Annotated in this window: 11 protein-coding genes; 7 read left to right on the top strand and 4 right to left on the bottom strand. The window is 69.3% G+C overall.

All coding sequences use genetic code 11. The features are described from left to right. The first annotated feature begins 12 nt into the window (after positions 1-12). Entirely contained in the window at positions 13-1,623 is a 1,611-nt protein-coding gene (locus tag EV139_RS03285; protein WP_130452920.1) for an SPFH domain-containing protein, read from the top strand. A 4-nt stretch (positions 1,624-1,627) separates the two neighbouring features. After that, positions 1,628-2,212 (top strand): PH domain-containing protein, encoded by a 585-nt coding sequence (locus EV139_RS03280; RefSeq protein ID WP_237464524.1) that lies wholly within the window; start codon positions 1,628-1,630, stop codon positions 2,210-2,212. 866 nt (positions 2,213-3,078) lie between these two features. Here the strand turns inward: EV139_RS03280 and EV139_RS03275 are convergent. Further along, a complete protein-coding gene (locus EV139_RS03275; RefSeq protein WP_130453464.1) occupies positions 3,079-3,633 on the bottom strand; it encodes a YqaJ viral recombinase family protein in 555 nt (184 codons plus the stop codon). A 395-nt stretch (positions 3,634-4,028) separates the two neighbouring features. Here EV139_RS03275 and EV139_RS03270 point away from each other — a divergent pair, with 395 nt between their 5' ends. Both EV139_RS03270 and EV139_RS03265 read left to right on the top strand, forming a co-directional pair. Then, positions 4,029-4,763: a response regulator transcription factor gene (locus EV139_RS03270; RefSeq protein ID WP_130452919.1), complete on the top strand. Its 735-nt coding sequence runs from the start codon at positions 4,029-4,031 to the stop codon at positions 4,761-4,763. A 109-nt stretch (positions 4,764-4,872) separates the two neighbouring features. Further along, the gene (locus tag EV139_RS03265) at positions 4,873-7,332 is read left to right on the top strand and encodes an HAD-IC family P-type ATPase (protein WP_130452918.1); all 2,460 of its coding nucleotides are present in this window, start codon (positions 4,873-4,875) and stop codon (positions 7,330-7,332) included. Positions 7,333-7,422: 90 nt separating this feature from the next. On the opposite strand, the gene EV139_RS03260 is transcribed toward EV139_RS03265, so the two are convergent. Further along, positions 7,423-8,061 (bottom strand): GyrI-like domain-containing protein, encoded by a 639-nt coding sequence (locus EV139_RS03260; protein ID WP_130452917.1) that lies wholly within the window; start codon positions 8,059-8,061, stop codon positions 7,423-7,425. Positions 8,062-8,395: 334 nt separating this feature from the next. On the opposite strand from EV139_RS03260, the gene rplJ reads away from it, so the two are divergent. Further along, positions 8,396-8,905 (top strand): 50S ribosomal protein L10, encoded by a 510-nt coding sequence (gene rplJ / locus EV139_RS03255; RefSeq protein WP_130452916.1) that lies wholly within the window; start codon positions 8,396-8,398, stop codon positions 8,903-8,905. 80 nt (positions 8,906-8,985) lie between these two features. Continuing rightward, the gene (gene rplL / locus EV139_RS03250; RefSeq protein ID WP_130452915.1) at positions 8,986-9,363 is read left to right on the top strand and encodes a 50S ribosomal protein L7/L12; all 378 of its coding nucleotides are present in this window, start codon (positions 8,986-8,988) and stop codon (positions 9,361-9,363) included. 220 nt (positions 9,364-9,583) lie between these two features. Here rplL and EV139_RS03245 read toward each other — a convergent pair whose 3' ends face one another. Next, entirely contained in the window at positions 9,584-10,693 is a 1,110-nt protein-coding gene (locus EV139_RS03245) for a baeRF11 domain-containing protein (protein WP_130452914.1), read from the bottom strand. A gap of 181 nt (positions 10,694-10,874) precedes the next feature. After that, positions 10,875-13,283 carry a glycosyltransferase family 2 protein gene (locus tag EV139_RS03240; protein ID WP_337248744.1) on the bottom strand — a complete coding sequence of 803 codons (2,409 nt, stop codon included), beginning with the start codon at positions 13,281-13,283 and terminating at the stop codon, positions 10,875-10,877. Positions 13,284-13,438: 155 nt separating this feature from the next. Between EV139_RS03240 and EV139_RS03235 the strand changes: the two genes are divergently transcribed. Then, entirely contained in the window at positions 13,439-14,989 is a 1,551-nt protein-coding gene (locus tag EV139_RS03235) for a chitinase (RefSeq protein WP_130452912.1), read from the top strand. The last annotated feature ends 116 nt before the right edge of the window (positions 14,990-15,105 follow it).

Raw genomic sequence — 15,105 nt, 5'->3', positions numbered from 1 at the left:
ACGGAGACACACATGTTGTTCGCAAGCCCGGCCATCATCGGCATTTTTGGCGCCGTGATCGCTCTGGTGCTGATCGCACTCGTCATCATCAAGCGCTATCGCATCGCGAAGCCAGACGAGGCGATCATCGTCACCGGCGGCAAGGGCAAGGAGGTCGTTGAGGCATCAGGGCAGCGCTCGCGCGACCTCTCCGGGCAGAAGGTCGTCACCGGCGGCGGCGTGTTCGTGGTCCCGTTCGTGCAGAAGTCGTTCACGATCTCGCTGCGCTCGCGGCGCCTGTCGATCACCACCGAGGCGCAGACGACCGACGGCATCACGATCCAGGCGCAGGCGGTGGCGGTCGTGAAGGTCGGCGGCACCCAGGAAATGATCCGCGCGGCCGCGCAGCGCTTCCTCTCGAACTCGGACGAGATCGACGAGTCGACGCAGGAGGTGCTCTCGGGCTCGCTCCGCTCGATCATCGGCGGGCTCACGGTGCTGCAGATCATTCGCGACCGCGCCGTGGTGGCGCAGAGCGTGCTCGAGGCCGCCGAGGAGGCGCTCACCAAGCAGGGTCTCGTCGTTGACACGCTGCAGATCCAGGAGATCCGCGACGGCGCCGACTACATCACGAACATCGGTCGGCCCGAGTCCGCGAAGGTGCGCCAGGCCGCAGACATCGCCGAGACGAACGCGTACCAGGCGTCGCAGGAGGCGAAGATCGCCGCCGAGCGCGTGCTGCTCGACCGCAACCGCGAGCTGAAGCTGCGCCAGGCAGAGATCCAGGTCGAGACCGACAAGGCGAACGCGCAGGCGCAGGCCGCCGACCCGCTCGAGCAGGCGATCCAGCAGCAGGCGATTGTCGAGCAGCAGCAGATCACCGCGCAGCGCGAGGTCTCGCTGCGCAAGGAGAAGCTGAACGCCGACGTGCGCGCCGTGGCCGAGGCCGAGGCGTACCGCGTGGAGGCGCTCGCGAAGGCCGAGGCAATCGCCGCCGTGTCGGCGGCCGATGGTCGCGCACAGGCGGTTGAGCGCGAGGGCCTCGCGAGCCGAGCCGCCCGTATCGCCGCGTCTGAGGCACTTGCGGCCGAGGGCCGGGCAGAGGCCGCCGCGATCGAGGCGCGGGGTACGGCGGAGGCCGCCGCGATCGACGCCCGCGCCCGCGCGCTCGAGACGCAGTCGCAGGCGGTGCTCGCTCAGGAGCTCATCCACCTGCTGCCGCAGATCGCGGGCGAGTACGCGCAGGCGATCGGCGCGATCGACAACATGACCGTGGTCTCCGCCGACGGCACCTCGAAGGTGGCGGGCGACGCGATGGCGAACATCAAGGGCCTGCTCGAGATGGCGCGCGAGACCGTGGGAATCGACCTCGTTGGGATGCTCAACGGCGCGGTCACGGGCAATGCGGCGGGTGCCGCGGCCGGGCGCGCGGCGAGCGCCGCCGGATCGGCGTACGCCGCTGCCCCGCAGGAGATCGACGCCGCAACCGCCGGCCCCGCGTCTTCCGATGAGTCGGACGCGCGCGGCGCGGCAGACACCGCCAGCGACGCTGCGTCGGCAGCGCCCGCGGGCTCCGCAGCCGGGGCGACACCCCCGGCTGGCGCGTCACCTGCGGCCTCGCCGCAGGTGAACCAGGCAGAATAGGGGCATGGTTCCCCGCTCCGCGCGCTCGATGACGGCGGAGGTCGACTCCGTGCTCGGACCGGCCCCCGCCAGTCACGCACACCCCGAGGTGGTCGTGCTGCGGTTCCGTGCGCACGCCCGCCGGATCGTGCTGCCGGCGCTCGTCCTGATCGCGGTCGCCGCTGCGGCCGGGTTCTGGGTGGGGCGGCTGCCCGAGGCCTGGATGAACCTCGCGGCCGCCGCTGGCGCCGGACTGGTGGCGCTCCTGCTCGGGGTGCTCCCGATCCTCGGGTGGCTCGCCGGGCGCACCACGATCACCTCGCGCCGCGTGATCGTGCGCCGCGGGCTGTTCGTGCGGCACCGCTGGGAGCTCGCGCTCGCCCGCGTCCGCGAGGTGCGGCAGCGGCGCAGTATCGGGCAGCGCCTGTGGGGCACGGGAAGCATCGACCTGCTGCACGGGGCCGAGCGGATGGTCCTCGACGACGTGCCGGGTACGGACGAGACCGCGGAGGCGCTGCAGGAGCTCGTGGAGCGCAACTTCGCCTACGAGAGTCGCTTGCACCAGGCGAGCGCGGGCCTCCCGCCGTTCCCCGCCGCCCCGCCCGCGTAGCGGTGCTGAGCGGCTGCGCGTGCGTGCGCCGCGCTGAGCGCCGGGGCCGGGGCGCGCTGGCGCGGCGCGCTGGTGCGGCGCGGCGCTCGTGGCGCCCGCGGCCCGAGGTCTGCGCGCGCCTGCCGCGCCCCGCGGCGCCGTGTGCCCGCTGCGCTGTGCGTCCGCTGCGCCGTGCGTCCGCCGCGCACGCTCTTCGAGCCCTCCGAGCCCGCGACGAGTGGAGGCTTCGTCGACGAGTGTGCGGCTTGACTGTCGGTGCGGAGCCGCACACTCGTGACGGAGCCGCACACTCGTGAGCTGGGCTGGGCTGGGTTGGGTTGGGTCGGGCTTGGTCGTGGTGGTGAGCGTGATGGGCGCTGCCCCGGGCAAGGAGCCCCGGCCCGCGCCGCCCCGATCCCGTCCCGCCGCCCCACCCTGTCCCGTCCGCCCTGCACCGTGCCGCGCTCCGCTGTGCGTCCGCGCTGCGCTGCGCTGCGCTGCGCTGCGCTGTGCTGTGCCGTGCCGTGCGTCCGCTCCCGCCCGTGCCGCTCCCCCCCCCCATCCTGCCCCCCGCCCGCCGCGAGTGGAGGCTTCGTTGACGAGCGTGCGGCTTGACTGTCGGTGCGGAGCCGCACACTCGAGACGGAGCCGCACGCTCGTGGAAGGGGAAGAGGGGGCACGGCTCGGATCGCGGAATGGCGCTGGCGCCGCAGCGCACGGCTGCGCACGGCAGCGCATGGCGGCACAGCGCACGGCGGCGCACGCCCGCACCAGCTAGCGCACAGCGCAGCCGCCCGCACCAGCGAGCTAGCGCACAGCGCAGCCGCCCGCACAAGATAGCGAGCTAGCGCACGCCGCCGCCCGCACCAACTCACGCACGGGGCCAGCTAGCTGGTGCGAGCGATGAGCACGTCGATCAGGTTGCTCGCGAGCGACACGAGGTGCGCGATCTCGTTCTCGTCGCGGTCGATCCACCGGCACTCCGGGTCGCCAACCGGGACGAAGTTCTCGTGCCGCTCCCACACCATGAGGGTGCGCTCGGCGCCCAGCACGTACTGCTGCCACCACACCTGGCGCAGGTAGTGGCGGGGGATCGTGCGCCACTCCTTGTTCGTCGTCTTGATCTCGGCCAGCTCGATCGCGCCCGTCTGGCGCTGCGCGAGCCCGTCGGGGGTGGCGAGGTGCCGCATGTCCGCTGCCGCGTGGAAGAGCGCCTGGCTGGGCAGGATCCCGTACTCGCGGAGCACCCACGAGGCGATCTCGGGCTCGCGGGCCTTCCCGTGGTCGGTGTAGACGTTGCCCGAAAAGCGGCTGCCGTGCAGTTTTTCGTGGGCGGCGTTCTGGATCGACTTCGGCGTCGAGAGCTTCGCGACGTCGGTCGCGGTGATGCCCTGGGCTCGCGCGCGCAGCCACGCATTGCGGTCGGTCCCATCGGTGACCATGCGGGCGAGGTAAGCGGGAGTCGGATCGGTCACGCCCTCCAGTCTCCCACGGACTGCGCGCTTCGGGGCTCAGGGTGCCCACCCGCGCGCCCGCCATCCCGCGCGCCAGAGCCCCACCCGCGCACTACCGAAACCCGGCAGCCCACCACCTCTGGGAACCGCGGGCCCGCCCGTCTGGGGGCTTTCCCGAGCGCTCGCCGCGGGGAACGACTTCCGCTATTCTGTGATTCCTGGGACTGAGGTCAGACAACCACAGTATGCTCGCATGAGAGTTTTCGCCGGAGTCCCGTCGCGCGGTAGCGAGAACGTATCACCGGGATGGGCACCCGCTGTGAACGCTTTGCGTTTGTGATCCTACGGCCCACGCAGCACGAAGAGTAGAAATAGAGAAGACCATGGATGCACAGAACCTCACGCGAGCCGATGGAGGGAAGATCCGGGCGCTCGTTGTAGACGACGAAGAGTCGATCACCCAGCTCGTAGCGATGGCACTGCGCTACGAGGGCTGGGAAGTTGAGACCGCGGCCACCGGGCAGGAGGCGATCGAGAAGATCAGCAGCTTCGGCCCCGATGTCGCCGTGCTCGACATCATGCTCCCCGACTTTGACGGCATGCAGGTGCTCTCTCGCATCCGCGCCGCCGGGCAGATGTTCCCGGTGCTCTTCCTCACCGCGCTTGACTCGGTGGAGGATCGCGTCAACGGGCTCACCGCCGGTGGCGACGACTACGTGGTGAAGCCGTTCAGCCTCGAGGAGCTCATTGCGCGCCTGCGCGGCCTGGTGCGACGCTCGCAGCTCACCCTCTCGCAGAACCCCGATCCGGTGCTCCGGGTGGGCGATCTGACGTTGAACGAGGACAGCTACGAGGTGGAGCGCGCCGGTGAGCCGATCACGGTGACGAACACCGAGTTTGAGCTGCTGCGTTACCTGATGCGCAACCCGAACCGCGTGCTCTCAAAGGCGCAGATCCTGGATCGCGTGTGGGCGTACGACTTCTCCGGCAAGTCGACGGTGGTCGAACTCTACATCTCGTACCTTCGCAAGAAGGTCGACGCCGGCCGCTCGCCGATGCTCCACACCGTGCGCGGTGCCGGGTACATGCTGAAGGCGGCTGCACCCGCCTCCGCGTAGCGCGATCGAACGGCACAGGCTTCGGGGTTTCCGGAAGTTTTTCGACGAATACACTCAATAATCGGGTCATTCGTGATTGCGCGAGCACGAATCTCCTAGTGTTGAACCCATGATATTGACCGGGGATCGGGGTCTGACCACCGCCGAGGCCGAACGACGCTTCGAATCTGGCCAGGGTAACGCCGCACCGACGGGATCGAGTCGGTCCCTGTGGGAGATCCTGGCCGCGAATGTGTTCACGCTGTTTAACGGCATTGTGTTCGCTGGGTTTGGGGTGCTGCTCGCGCTCGGCAGGTGGCAGGACGCGCTCTTCGGGCTGCCGGCCCTGTTCAACACCGTGATCGGCGTGGTGCAGGAGTTCAACGCAAAGCGCACGCTCGACCGGCTCGCGGTGCTCAACGCGCCCACCGCGCGGGTGCTGCGCGATGGCGTCGAGGTCGAGATCTCGCCCGAGCGGGTGGTGATCGGCGACCTCCTCGTGCTGCGCACCGGGGACCAGATCACGGCCGATGCCCGAGTCGTGGAATCGGATCACGCGGGTCCCAGCGGGCTCGAAATTGACGAGTCGCTGCTGACCGGTGAGTCCGACGCTATCCGCAAGCGCGAGGGTGACGAGGTGCTCTCCGGGTCGAGCGTGGTTGGCGGATCCGGCACCGCCGAGGTGATCCGGGTGGGAGTTGACTCGTACGCGGCGAAGCTGACCGTTGAGGCGCGCAAGTTCTCGATGGTGCGCTCGGAGCTGCGCGGCAGTATCGACCGGCTGCTGAAGTGGATTACCTGGGCGCTCGCGCCGATGATCCTGATCGTTGCGAACGGCCAGATGCAGGCCCAGGGCGGCTGGGAAGTTGCCATCGAAAGCGGTGGCTGGCGCGAGGCGGTGGTCGGCGCGGTCGCGGCCGTCATCGCGATGGTGCCGCTCGGACTGGTGCTCGTCACGAGCATCGCGTTCGCCGTGAGCGGCGTGGCACTCGCCCAGCGCAAGGTGCTCATTCAGGAGCTGCCGGCCGTTGAGGGGCTCGCGCGCGTGGACGCGCTCTGCCTCGACAAGACGGGCACGCTCACCACCGGCGAGATGGTGTTTGACCGCGCGCTGCCGCTGCGCGAGGTGGCCGGCTGGGAGCGCGTGCTCGGACACATGGGCGCCGCCCCGGACGCGAACGGCACGGCGCGCTGCCTTGCCGAGCCGTTCTCTGGTGCCGCACTTCTCGCCGATCCCGAAGCGATTCCGTTCGACTCGGCGCGAAAGTGGAGCGCGCTCGTGATCGGGGACGACCCAGTGCGGCTCGACGCGGACGCCGCCCCGGCGCAGTCACCGGTGCCCGGCACCTGGGTGCTCGGCGCCCCCGAATTCGTGTTCCGCGACGCCGCCGACGAGCGGGTAGCGCACGCCCTCGCGGAGGCCGGTCGGCTCGCCGAGGCCGGATCGCGCACGCTCGTGCTCGCGCACAGCCCCGCCCGCCCGCCCGCCGCCGAGCGCCCCGAGCTCCCGGCCGAGCTCGTGCCGGTCGCGCTCCTCACGTTTAGTGAGCGGGTGCGCGATGACGCCGCGCAGACCCTCAGCTACTTCGCCGAGCAGGGCGTCGACGTGCGCGTCATCTCCGGGGACGACCCCCGCACCGTCGCCGCGGTGGCCCGCTCTGTCGGGCTCGAGTGCGAGACCGGGCGCGACGCACGCACGCTGCCCGAGGACCTCGACGAACTGGGTGAGATCCTCGACCGCGAGCGCGTCTTCGGTCGTGTGACCCCGCGCCAGAAGCTCGCGATGGTGCACGCCCTGCAGCGCCGCGGCCACGTTGTCGCCATGACGGGCGACGGCGTGAACGACGCGCTCGCGATCAAGGAGGCCGACCTCGGGATCGCGATGGACACCGCCGCGCAGGCAACGAAGGCGGTGGCCCGGCTCGTGCTGCTCGACGGCAGGTTCGACCGGATGCCCGGAGTGGTTGCCGAGGGGCGCCGCGTGATCGCGAACATCGAGCGCGTGTCGATGCTCTTCCTCACGAAGACGACGTACGCGTTTGCGATCGCCGTCGTGTTCGGGCTGCTCGCGTGGAGCTTCCCCTTCCTGCCGCGACAGCTGTCGATCACGGACGGGCTGACGATCGGCATTCCAGCGTTCTTCCTCGCGCTCATGCCGAACGCCTCGCGATACCGTTCCGGGTTCCTCAAGCGATCCCTCGCGTTCTCGATCCCGGCCGGTCTGCTCGTGATGCTCGCAATCGTGGGGGTGCAGCTGTGGGCCTCGCGCGCCGGCTCGTTCACGCAGGTCGAGCTCCAGTCGGCGTCGACGCTCACGCTCGCCGGGATCGCGCTCTGGGTGCTCGCGGTGCTCGCGCGCCCGGTCAGCCCGCTGCGCGTGCTCGTGGTGCTCGCGATGTACGCGGGACTCGCCCTGGTGTGGCTGATCCCGCTGCTGCGCGACTTCTTCCAGGTCACCTGGCTCCCCGCGGATCTCGGGCTCTTTGTGCTCGGCACGGTCGTCAGCGGCATCGTGCTCGTGGAGCTGCTGCGCGCGTGGCACCTGCGATTCACGCGGCGGGTCGACGAAGTGGCGGTTCCGGCTGAGTGACCCGGGCGGTTCCGGCTGAGTGACCCGGGCGGTCCGGGCTGAGAGGACCGCGCGAGCCCGACGGCCCGACCTGCTCGCTCACCCGGCGAGCTACGCCCCGCCCTCCGGCCCGGCGGGCGCCACGGGCTGCCGCAGGATGGTGCGCAGCTTCTCGGGCGGGGTTCTGCGGATATCGCTGAGGTAGATCTCGTGGTGGGTGCCCGTCATGCGGAGCCCGGCGCCCGGGATTACCTCGTCGTGTAGCTTGGCGAGGACCGGGGCCTCGGCGTCGAAGCTGCCGACGTGCAGCGTCTGGATACACCGGCCCTCGGTGAGCGTCTCAACGCGCACCTCGTCGAGTCTGGCGGGCGGCGCCTTCGCGGCAACGGCCGCGCGGGCCTCCGCGATCCGCGCATCGTCGATCCAGTCGGGGACCATGAGCATCACGGTCCAGTGCCACCGCGACTTGTCGCGCGCCGAGGTGAACGCGGCCATGTCCTCAGCCCACCAGAGCCCCTCGAGTGGCGGCACCACGTAGTCGCGGCCGAGCTCGCGCTTGCTCGCGAACTTGAGCTTGTAGGCGAGCGGATAGAGCGCCGCCAGCGCAGTGGCGAACTCGGGGGCCGTGTTTGGGTCCCCGGCCCCGTCGAGCATGAGGTAGCGCAGCGGCGGCACGACGAGGTCGCGGAACTCGCCGCGCGCGGCGCGATAGCTGTCGAGCGCGGTCTTGAAATCGGTTTTCTCAGCCATCCCCGTGCCTCCCGTGTTCAGGCGGCATCGCGCACCGCTCGCGCGCACCGCATGGCCCGAGCGTACCCGCATCGCCGGAGCTGTGGTACAGTTGGATCTGGCCAAAGACCGCCGGTAGGGTTCGCAAGAATCCCGGAACGTCTGCGATTACGGATCCGCAAGGATCCAAGCAGAGACCAGCGCAGGTGCAGAACTCCTTGAATGGCGGATTCGTCCCCATCTTCTCGAAGCTCCGTGCGTGCGCGCCGGAGCTTTTTTCGTTGTGAAAAACGCTCTGAGTGGCACGGCCCTCGCACGGCATCCGCCGCGCGGGTACAACAAGCTAGGGAGCGCCATGGCTACGAAGGACGCTACGGTCGCCGATCTTCAGCAGAAGTTTGAAGAGTCGAGCGCCGTTCTGCTGACTGAGTACCGCGGTCTTACGGTTGCTGAACTGCGGGAACTCCGCAACAGCATCCGCGAGCACGCGACGTACGCTGTGGCGAAGAACACGCTGACCAAGATTGCGGCCAACGGCGCCGGGATCACCGCATTCGATGACGAGCTCGCCGGTCCTTCGGCTCTCGCCTTCGTGCACGGTGACACCGTCGCGGTCGCAAAGGCTCTGCGTGACTTCGCCAAGGCACACCCTCTTTTGGTGGTGAAGGCGGGCTACTTCGATGGCAAGCCTCTGACCGCCGCTGAGGTAGGCAAGCTCGCCGATCTCGAGAGCCGCGAGGTGCTGCTGGCCAAGGCCGCCGGTGCAATGCAGGCTTCGATCGTCGGTGCTGCACAGCTGTTCGCTGCCCTGCCCGCCAAGGCCGCACGCGGCTTCGGCGCGCTGCAGGAGAAGCAGGACGCGTAAGCAACGGCTCACGCCGTTACACGTACAACAACCCCGCCTGACGCACGCACGTGCTCAGGCACACATCAAGGAGATACACCATGGCTAAGCTTTCGACTGAAGAGCTGCTTGAGCAGTTCAAGGGCCTCACCCTCATCGAGCTCTCCGAGTTCGTGAAGGCCTTCGAGGAGACCTTCGACGTTTCCGCTGCTGCTCCGGTTGCCGTTGCTGCTGCTCCGGCTGCTGCTGCTGAGGCCGTCGAGGAGAAGGACGAGTTCGACGTCGTCCTCGAGTCGGCTGGCGACAAGAAGATCCAGGTCATCAAGGTTGTGCGCGAGCTCACCGGCCTGGGCCTGGGCGAGGCGAAGGCTCTCGTCGAGGAGGCTCCCAAGAACGTGCTCGAGGGCGCGAAGAAGGAAGCCGCTGAAGAGGCGAAGGCTAAGCTCGAAGAGGCAGGCGCAGGCGTCAAGCTCGCGTAAGTTCTTTTCGCGTCACGCGAAAGCAGGGGGTCGCTCGGTTTCGAGCGGCCCCCTGCTGCTTTTTGTAGTGCCACGGGTGGTGGCGCCTTGGGCGGTGATGTCACGGGAATCGCGGATCAGCGGCACGCGCCGCCCACAGACGGGCGCGGACTACCGGCATGCACCGCCCCGGACTGGCGCGGGGCGGCGCCCACCCCGGTCCGGGTCGCCCCGGCCGCGGTTAGACCGTGAACCGCAGTTCGGCGCCCAACTCCCCGCCGCCAGGAACCTCCCCGCCGCGCAGCACGAGCACGCGCCCGCCGTGTGCGAGCACCTGGGCGGCGAGCTGGTCGATGAGGCTGCGGCCGGGGACTGGCTCGGTGCCGAGCGCGCCGGTGGCCGGGTCGAGGGCCCCGGCGGGGTGCGCGTCGACGTCAACGTAGAGCACCGAGATCGCTCCGGCGACCGCGGCGCGTGCCACATCGCTGAGATCGGTCACGGCGCGGCCCCCGGCGCGGCGATTGCCGAAGCGCTCGGCCGCCGCGGCAAGCTCCGCCGCGTAGTGGGCGTCGAGGATTTTTCGTGCGGCCTCGTCGAGCTCGGCGGCGGTGCGCTCGTCGGGGTTGCCTTCGATCGTTTGCGCAAGCAGCTGCCCCGGGGTCGCGACAGAGCGAAACAGTCCCTCGAGTGGCTGTGTGGCCGCGAGGATCATGGGGGTGCGCGCGCTGCGCACCACGGGGGCGACCGCGCGGTCGACGGCGCGCGCGTAGGCGAGCAGTCGAGACGTCTGCCCCTCGGGTCCGTGCAGGCGGCGGCGGTGCGACTCAACCCCCGGGTCCTCTACGTTGAACGCGTCGAGGAGGTCAGACGGGAGGTCGGGCACGGGCAGCTCGGCGCCGCGGTGGTCTGGGCCGATGCCAATCAGGCGAACCGCGTTCTGGCTCAGCGCCAGGACGGTCGCCTCGTGCGGGAACGTGAGCGTGCGCAGCAGCGGCACGATCCTGAAGTGCTCGCCCGCGAACCACTCGGTCTCGAGCTCGTTGGGGAGGCGGTAGCTGACGGTGCGGTCCGGCGCCGCGAACACCACGAGGCTGCGCGAGAGGTAGCGCCAGAGGTGGCTGTCGTCGTGCAGCGCGCGCAGGCTCGCCTCGGTCGCCTCGATCTCGCCGGGGTCGCCCCCGAGTTCGGTGAGTGCGTTGACCGCCTGGCTGACGAGGGTGCCGAACGTGATCCGGCTCGCCTCCGCCTCGGTGGTCACCGGGCTTGTGCGGAGTACGATCGTGACGAGATTTGGCCGAGACTGCGTTGCGAGCTGTTCGATCTCCGAGCGTTGCGGGATATCAGTGTGCACCGAAGGTCCCCCTTTCCGTTGTCGCGGTGGGGACGTGGTTCGTGCCGCCCAACCGCACCTGAACCCCCTCCGGAGGAGTCCCAGGAGGGGCCTTGTCCCTACCTTGCCCGACTGCGCGCAAAAAAGAAACGCCCCGGCGCGAAACGGGGCGTTCTTGAGTGGAGATCTGGGTATTTCGGGATCAGTCCGGGGGGCTCGTGGGCGCGGCGGCGGGTGCGTGCCGCGCGGCCCGTCGGCGGGCGCGACCGGTGCGGGCCTGGACAGGGACGAGCACGGGCTCGGTGTCCTCGCGGGCCTCGGCGAGCACGCGGCTCAGGCGCCGCCGGCGGTCGCTCGTGCGAGCCAGGTCACGGCTCAGGCGCCGATCGCCGTGGTACAGGATCGCCTGCCAGTTGACGGTCGCGGTCGGATCAACCAGCGACTTCGCCTTTTCACGCTTCGATTTCACGGGCACATACAGCCAGCTCACCAGGCCGAGCGCCGCGTCGGTGATCGAGGCGCGGATCCCGATGTAGGAGACGATCGCCCAGGCCGCCATGAACGCGTTGAACGCGGCGAACGCGGCGTTGCCCCAGTTGCCGACCGAGTAGTCGCGCACGGCGGTGAACACTGAGAACACCACGATCACGAACGGCAGGGTGACGTAGATCGCGGGCGCCGCGGTGCGCCCGGTTACCTTCGGGGTGCGCGCGAACGGAATTTTCGCGCCCGTGGCGCCCTGCTGGATCGACTTCAGCACTCCAGCGAGGTTGACCGGGAGCAGGATCAGGTTGAACCCGTAGATCCTGAAGATGTCGCTGAAGCGGTGGCCGCTCGCGCGCAGGTCGAGGCCCATCGAGATGAAGTAGGGGAGCGCCGCGGCCACCACGAGGGGGCTCAGGAGCCGCGAGTCGAACGGGAAGAACAGCAGGAACAGGAGGCCGAAGCTCGCCCAGGCGAGCGATGACATGTAGTTGCTGCGCAGCATCTTCTCGGTGAATCGCACCCGATCCTGGGTGCCGCGCTTGGCCCGGATCATCTCGAAGAACTTCGGCATGATCAGGAGGCCGCCGTTCGCCCAGCGGCGGCGCTGCACCACGAGGGAGCCGAAATCTGGCGGGGTGGCGCTGTAGCTGAGGCGCTCCGGGTAGTTCTCGAGCGTCCAGCCGTGCAGCCCGAGGTCGATGCTCGACTCGGTGTCCTCGATCACGGTGCGGTCTTGCACGTACGTGGTGATCTCGAAGCCGCCGACGGTTTGCGTCACCGCGATATCGTCGAGGGCTGCGGTGCGGATCACCGCGTTCGCGCCCACCCAGAACGTGGCGTTGAAGTAGCTGAGGCCCTGGTGCTGAATGTGCTGCAGATCGGTGGTTGCGCCGGCGATGCGCTCGATTCGGGTGCTCGCACCGCGGAACGACGAGTACGGGGTCTGGGTCACGGCGACCCGCTCGTTCTCCGGCTGCTCCAGGAGGTAGACGAGGCGCAGGCAGTACTCGCGCAGCAGCTGCGAGTCGGCGTCGAGCGTGAGGAGGTAGCGCGAGTCCGGGATCACCAGGTCGGCGGTGGCCGGATCGTCGTCGGCGCCGAGCTCCTCAAGGATCTGCTCGCCGGTGTCGCGCACCACCCGGTAGCTCCCGCCCATGAGTGAGATGTACGAGTTGAGGTTCATCGCCTTGTTCGGCTCCTGCGAGAGCGAGGCGTACTGTTTGCGCTCGAACGAGCCGAGCTCGGCGCTGAAGATCCACACGAGTCGCTGGTGCAGCTGCCGCAGCCGCTCCCAGTCGGGCGCGCTGCCCTGGTCGTGGGCGGCCTCGAGCGCGAGCCGGGTGAGGCGCAGATCGTTCGAGAGGCCGAGGAGCACGTACTCGGCGAAGAACTCGGCCATGTGGTCGGTGACGTTCTCGCCGCCAACGAAGTCGTCGAGCCACTGCGCTGCGGCAGCGTAGGCGTCGGCCGCGCGCTTGGCGTCGGCGGGCGTCGGCTTCTCGGACGCGCCGGACATGAACGCGTCCAGGGCCTCCTGCGCGGCCTGGCGGGGGCGCTGCAGCTGCTCCGAGATCTCGCCGAGTAGCCCGCGCGTGCGTTCGAGCCGCTCGAGCGCCTCCCCGGTGAGCCCGGCGGCGCGGTCGTCGATGAGGAGCACGATCCGGATGTCTGGGAACTCCTGCAGCGCCGCCGACCACAGCGTGTACCGCACCACGTCAGGTTCCTCGTCGTAGCTCGGAATGAGCACGGTGACGCGGTCGTCCGAGCGGGCGAAATGCTCGTCGAGCAGCGCGCGCTCAACACGGCGGTGCTCGCGGAACCGCACGAGCGCGCCGTACCTGGCGGTGAGATACATCACCGCGGAGAACGTGAGCGCGGTCACCGTGAGCCCGTAGATCCAGGTTTGGAGGTGGAACGTGAACGACTCCTGCGGGCCCTCGATGATCATCCTGATGATGGTCGTGAGCATGTACAGGAACCAGGACAGCACCGTGATCACGATCGCGAGTCGCGCCCACACGATCGCCGCTGGACTCGGCCTGGTGGGCACGATCGCGAGCGGTTCTGAGCGGCGTTCCGCGCCCCACTGGCGCCGTCGAACGGTCTGTTGCGAAATGTCGGTCACGCGCTTCTCCCATCCCCGGTGGGCACGCCGCGCATTTCGCGCGCCGTTTTCCCCACGAATGCGCTGCGGAGATTCCCTAGTGTGTGACACGATTATCATAGCTAGAGTGAGGCGGATCTCCGCATATCTCATGGGAGACGTGTGATTGGGGGGTCATGTCCAAGTGGTTTCCGGGGCGCCGACTGTCGTGGTTTCGCCTGACTACCCTCCTGGTGGTGGTCGCAGCGCTCGTGGTGGGCGCCGTGTTCGCGTGGGGGTCGTGGCAGGACCAGCAGGAGGCGAGCGAGCGTCAGCCGTGGAGCGACGGCTACGTCGACGTCACTGCGACGCCGAGCTTCGCGTTTGAGAGCCCCGGGAGCACTGGGCCGAAAAACGTGGTGCTCGCGTTCGTGGTCGGCGCCCCCGGCGACGCGTGCGCACCGACCTGGGGTGGCGCGTACGGCCTCGACGAGGCGGAGGCGACGCTGGATCTTGACCGCCGCCTGGCGCGGCTCCGGAACCTTGGCGGCTCGGCGATGGTCTCCTTCGGTGGGCAGGCGAACTCGGACCTGGCCCTGAAGTGCACGGACCAGGCGAAGCTGGTCGCCGGCTACCAGAGCGTGGTCGACCGCTACGAACTCGGCAGCATTGACATGGACCTGGAGGGCGAGCTGCTCGCGAACCACGACGCAGTGGTGCGGCAGGCCGAGGCGATCGCCGAAGTGCAGCAGAGTACCGAGGACGGGCTCGACGTGTGGCTGACGCTGCCGGTTGCCCCCGACGGGCTCACCGCGGATGGGCTGCACGTGCTCCGCAGCTACCAGGCCGCCGGGGTGGTGGTCGCCGGCGTGAACGCGATGACGATGAACTACAACTCCGGCGACGACGTCAAACTCATCGACCGGGTCCGCAGCAGCCTGAGCGCCCTGCAGATGCAGCTGCGCGCGGTCGCGCAGGAGGGCGGGGCCCCGATCGGGGACGCCACCGCGTGGAGCCGCGTCTCGGCGACGCCGATGATCGGGCAGAACGACGTTCGCAGCGAGGTGTTCTCGCTCGACGATGCCCGCGCGCTCGCCGAATTCGCGAACGACCGCGGCATGGTGCGCGTGTCGATGTGGTCACTCAACCGCGATCGCAGCTGCGACGCGAACTGGCCGGATCCCAAGCAGGTCTCGGACTCCTGCAGCGGCGTGGACCAGGGCGACACCCGGTTCGCCGCGCTGCTCGGCGCCGGCCGCACGGGGGAGATCTCCCAGGTGGCCGAGGTCGATCCGCTGGAGCCTGATGCTGGCCCAGTGGTCGACGACCCGGAGACGAGCCCGTACCCGGTATGGAACCCGGAGGCCGCGTACCCGGCGGAGACGAAGGTCGTGTGGCGCCGCAACGTCTACGAGGCGAAGTGGTGGACCCAGAACGAGCAGCCCGACGAGACGCTCGAGAGCGGCGCGCAGCCGTGGCGCCTGCTCGGTCCCGTGCTCCCCGGCGAAAAGCCGTTCGAGCGCCCGCAGCTCCCGGCCGGCAGCTACCCTGACTGGGTGAAAGAGACGGAGTACCGCCAGGGCGACCGGGTGCTGTTCGACGGACTCGGCTACGAGGCGCGGTGGTGGACGCAGGGGGAGAGCCCCGACGCGGCGCTCGTGCTCCCGCAAAACTCGCCGTGGAGACTGCTCACTGATTCAGAGGTCGCGGAGGTCCTGTCGCGGGTGGAGGCCGAACCGACGGCCTGAGCCCGCACCGACGGACTGAGGCCGAACTCCGCAAGTGAGTGGGATTCACGCAATTCTCGCGTGAATCGGGAGTAATGCTCGATCTTCGGGCGTCGGGGTGGTAGTGTTTTCGCTCT

It is taken from the genome of Leucobacter luti, from assembly GCF_004217175.1.
GTDB classification, from domain to species: Bacteria; Actinomycetota; Actinomycetes; order Actinomycetales; family Microbacteriaceae; genus Leucobacter; species Leucobacter luti.
This window is presented reverse-complemented; position numbering and strand designations above follow the sequence as displayed.

Bases quoted from the DNA above. Each gene is read 5' to 3' on its own strand.
- EV139_RS03285 (WP_130452920.1), top strand. From the start codon at position 13: ATGTTGTTCGCAAGCCCGGCCATCATCGGCATTTTTGGCGCCGTGATC.
- EV139_RS03280 (WP_237464524.1), top strand. From the start codon at position 1,628: ATGGTTCCCCGCTCCGCGCGCTCGATGACGGCGGAGGTCGACTCCGTG.
- EV139_RS03275 (WP_130453464.1), bottom strand. From the start codon at position 3,633: ATGGTCACCGATGGGACCGACCGCAATGCGTGGCTGCGCGCGCGAGCC.
- EV139_RS03270 (WP_130452919.1), top strand. From the start codon at position 4,029: ATGGATGCACAGAACCTCACGCGAGCCGATGGAGGGAAGATCCGGGCG.
- EV139_RS03265 (WP_130452918.1), top strand. From the start codon at position 4,873: ATGATATTGACCGGGGATCGGGGTCTGACCACCGCCGAGGCCGAACGA.
- EV139_RS03260 (WP_130452917.1), bottom strand. From the start codon at position 8,061: ATGGCTGAGAAAACCGATTTCAAGACCGCGCTCGACAGCTATCGCGCC.
- rplJ (WP_130452916.1), top strand. From the start codon at position 8,396: ATGGCTACGAAGGACGCTACGGTCGCCGATCTTCAGCAGAAGTTTGAA.
- rplL (WP_130452915.1), top strand. From the start codon at position 8,986: ATGGCTAAGCTTTCGACTGAAGAGCTGCTTGAGCAGTTCAAGGGCCTC.
- EV139_RS03235 (WP_130452912.1), top strand. From the start codon at position 13,439: ATGTCCAAGTGGTTTCCGGGGCGCCGACTGTCGTGGTTTCGCCTGACT.